Source organism: Pseudomonadota bacterium (genome assembly GCA_030859565.1).
Classification (GTDB): domain Bacteria; phylum Pseudomonadota; class Gammaproteobacteria; order JACCXJ01; family JACCXJ01; genus USCg-Taylor.
Window position 1 is genome coordinate 1 of record JALZJW010000248.1, and the last position, 3177, is coordinate 3177.

At 59.8% G+C, this 3177-nt stretch carries 4 protein-coding genes; all 4 read left to right on the forward strand.

The annotated features are described in order from the left end of the window. The coding region (locus tag M3436_20240; protein MDQ3566301.1) for an aminotransferase class I/II-fold pyridoxal phosphate-dependent enzyme at window positions 1–648 on the forward strand (648 nt) is incomplete at its 5' end. 301 nt (window positions 649–949) lie between these two features. Continuing rightward, window positions 950–1855, forward strand: a complete 906-nt coding sequence (gene bioC / locus M3436_20245; GenBank protein ID MDQ3566302.1) for a malonyl-ACP O-methyltransferase BioC — start codon at window positions 950–952, stop codon at window positions 1853–1855. Between the two features lie 31 nt (window positions 1856–1886). After that, window positions 1887–2591, forward strand: a complete 705-nt coding sequence (gene bioD, locus M3436_20250) for a dethiobiotin synthase (protein MDQ3566303.1) — start codon at window positions 1887–1889, stop codon at window positions 2589–2591. A gap of 148 nt (window positions 2592–2739) precedes the next feature. Further along, window positions 2740–2823, forward strand: a complete 84-nt coding sequence (locus M3436_20255) for a hypothetical protein (GenBank protein ID MDQ3566304.1) — start codon at window positions 2740–2742, stop codon at window positions 2821–2823. Window positions 2824–3177: the final 354 nt, after the last annotated feature.

Sequence of the window (3177 nt, forward strand, 5' to 3'; positions counted from 1 at the left end):
GATGCCGTTTTTAGCATGGACGGCGACCTCGCGCCTTTGGTCGAAATCGCCAGCTTGTGCGCGCGGCACAAAGCGGTGCTGGTGGTTGATGACGCGCATGGGTTCGGCGTGTTGGGTGTGGATGGGGCGGGCGCCTTGAATCAGCTCGGGCTTGGGCTTGGTGAGGCGCCGATACTCATGGCCACCTGCGGTAAGGCATTGGGCGTATTTGGGGCGTTTGTAGCGGGTTCGGAGCCGCTCATCGAAACGCTCATTCAGCGTGCCCGGAGTTATATTTATACTACGGCCATGCCGCCAGCGATGGCCGAAGCGGTGCGCGAAAGTCTCGCGTTGCTGCGTCTCGAGGGGTGGCGTCGGACGCATTTGCAGATGCTCATCGAACACTTCAGGGCTGGGGCGCGACGCCTTGGGGTCAAGCTTGGTGACTCGCGTACACCGATCCAGCCGATCATTTTAGGTCACAGCCGCACTACCTTGGGGGTGGCGGCATGGCTGCGGCGCAATGGGTACTACGTCGTCGCATTCCGGCCACCGACGGTGCCGCAGGGTACGGCCCGATTGCGGATCACCCTCACGGCAAACCACACGCCGGCGCATATCGACGGGTTACTGGCGGCGCTCACCGAGATCCCATGCGCTGTTTCATAGAACGGCGAGGACAGGGTCTCCCGCTGGTCTTCGTTAACGGGTGGGGATTCACTGGTTCGATCCGGGACGAATTCATCGGGTAGTTAACGCAGGAGTATGAAGTCTTTTTAGTGCCCTTAGCAGGATGGAGGCCCCGTTTTAGCTATACTAGGAAACTGCGATCCCTTGATTCCGGTCCATGTTGCCGATCCCCTGATGCGCCTGTCTCCGCGTTTATGCAAGTATGTCATCGCTGGTGCGGGGCATGCGCCTTTTATCTCGCATCAACACGAGACCCGGCGGGTGTTGCGAGAGTCTTTTGATGCCAACAAGCTTTCCGGACCCCTATCGGCTCGATAAAAAGCGTTTGGCGGCCGCGTTTAACCGCGCGGCGCCGAGCTATGACCGGCATGCCGTGCTCCAGCAGACCGTGGCCATGCGCATGCTGGAGCGTCTAGCGCTAGTAAAGATCACTCCCAGGAGGGTGCTGGATGCGGGCGCTGGCACGGGTTACGCCACGGCCTTATTGCGCCGGACCTATCGGCCCGAGGCGCTTGTGGCCTTCGATATTGCCCATGGAATGCTGCGGCAGGCACGGAGGCATGCACCGGGTTTCTTATCGCGCCAGGTTTATCTTTGCGGCGATGTGGAACGCCTTCCCTTAGCCGCGGAAAGTATCGACCTCGCGTTTTCCAATCTCTCGCTGCAATGGTGCAACGATCTCGACCGGGTACTCGAAGAATTCCGCCGGGTTCTGACTACCCAAGGGCTCTTGATGTTTTCGACCTTCGGGCCGGATACGCTCAGCGAGTTACGGGCAAGTTGGGCAAAGGTAGATAGCCGAATTCATGTGCATGTATTCGCCGATATGCATGACATCGGTGATGCGCTCATTCGCGCCGGTTTCAGTGGCCCGGTGCTGGACGTCGAGCGCTTCACGATGACCTACCCCGATGCCTATGCGCTGATGCGGGATCTGAAAACAATCGGGGCGGTCAACGCGGCGCAAGGCCGCCATCGCGGTCTCACCGGGAAAGGTGAATTGACGGCGCTCGTGAACGAATACGAACGCTTCCGCTGCGACGGCGTGCTACCGGCGACCTTCGAAGTCGTTTATGGGCATGCGTGGGTACCGGAAGCCGGGGTACGGGCGCAGGACGGAAGCACGGTCGCGGCGTTTCCCATCGAGCAGCTTAGAAGCGCGATCAAGGTGCGTTTACCGCACTGACTACGGCAAAAAGGGCGCGTCCAGGCCGGCTATGCGAGAGGGGCTTTTCGTCACCGGAACCGATACCGGGGTGGGCAAGACCATGGTCGCGCTTGCTCTTATCGACGGATTGAAGGAGGCTGGACTGCGCGTAGCGGGCATGAAACCGATCGCGACGGGCTGCGTACGCACGGTCGATGGACTCAAAAACGCGGATGGGCTCGCGCTATTAGAGCGATCGAGCGTGCCCTTGCCTTACGCCAGCGTTAACCCCTACGCCTTCGAACCTCCCGTGGCGCCGCACCTCGCCGCCACTACCGTGGATATGGAGATTTCGCTGGGGGCGGTGAACGACGTTTATCGCCAGCTTCTCCAGCAGGTGGATTGCGTGGTCGTGGAAGGCATTGGTGGCTGGCGCGTACCTCTCAATCACCAGGCTTTCGTGTCCACGCTGGTGCGGTACTTAGGCCTTCCCGCGTTACTCGTCGTCGGCGTGCGGCTTGGATGTATTAATCATGCACTGCTGACCGTCGAGGCGATCGAGAGAGACGAGGTAAAAATGCTCGGTTGGGTTGCCAACCAAGTGGACGTGGATTACAGGTATGTAGAGGCCACCGTGACTAGCTTAGAACGTTTCATCGAGGCACCGTTGCTCGCGAGGATCCCTTACCTTCGGCCGGGGGAGAAGAATACCGTCCCCCCGCTCCTAAGCGAGGTTGTACGGACCGTGCTAGAGCGACAAACCGTGCCGCTATGAACCCCGCGATTCATCTCGGGCGTGCTGGTTAAACTTCTAGTCATCGGCGGTCTATTCGCCGTGTTAATCAGCCTGGGCGTTGCGCTGATGCGCTTGATTCGAGGCGGGGAGCGCTCGGGATGGGACCGTACGCGCGCTCACGCTGCGGGTGGCATTATCGATAGGGCTTTTCGTGCTCTTGATGATCGCGTACCCCACGGGATGGCTGACCCCGCACGGTATTCTCGACTGACAAGCCTTCGGCGATTAGGCCGCCGCATCGATCGATGGTACCGCCGGAGCCGAGGCTCCCACTGGCCTCGGCGGCATAAGACTGCTCCGCCCTGTCATAGCTTTGTCAAGCCCCCTTTTTTCTCTTAGGTACCCCTGGCTGTTTCCCATACCGATCTTTCACACTTGATTTATCGAAAAGCAAGTATGCTGGAGGGCATGGCCAGGGTGTATCGATTCGTGTGTTCCGGCATTCCGGGATCAACCACCTGTGGGGTAAGCCAGACCTGTCATAGAATGTCCGTTACACGGCATCGGCTCAGCTTCATCGGGCATTGGGTCCACGGGTAGGTCTGGGGAGTGCCTCGGGACTACG